Raw genomic sequence first — 435 nt, forward strand, 5'->3', positions numbered from 1 at the left:
TGACCCAACGACCGTGATGTGGTCGCGCGAGCCCGCGCCGCCGCCATTCGCCTGATCCTGACAGCCGGTGAGTGTCAGCGCTGCCGCACTCGTGGCAAGAGCGAGTATCGCACATTTCCTGATCATGGAATCTCCCCTCGGGCACTGGACGGCCCCGGACTCGGGCTACCACGACGACCTGCTGCCTGTGTGACATTGACGTTACCGTTTAATGACAGCGGCATTCGGATCCGAACTTGCGGGGGTGGCTTGATATGTCTGGACGTGGGCGGGCAGCATGACGGTGACCGTCGTACCCTTGCCCAACAGACTTGTGACGTCGAAGCGGCCGCGATGGCGCTCGATAATATGTTTGACGATCGCCAGGCCAAGTCCGGTTCCGCCCGCCGCACGGCTGCGGCCCGGATCGACGCGGTAGAACCGTTCGGTCAGGCG

Annotated in this window: 1 protein-coding gene; it reads right to left on the minus strand. The window is 63.4% G+C overall.

Annotation, left to right across the window (positions count from 1 at the left end):
• Positions 1–201 precede the first annotated feature (201 nt).
• Positions 202–435: ATP-binding protein (locus tag AACY08_RS29970; RefSeq protein ID WP_339472710.1), on the minus strand; the 234-nt coding region annotated here is incomplete at its 5' end.

Origin of the sequence: Pseudomonas sp. EL_65y_Pfl1_R83 (assembly GCF_963970695.1) — a bacterium.
In the GTDB taxonomy this organism is placed as follows: Bacteria; Pseudomonadota; Gammaproteobacteria; order Pseudomonadales; family Pseudomonadaceae; genus Aquipseudomonas; species Aquipseudomonas tritici.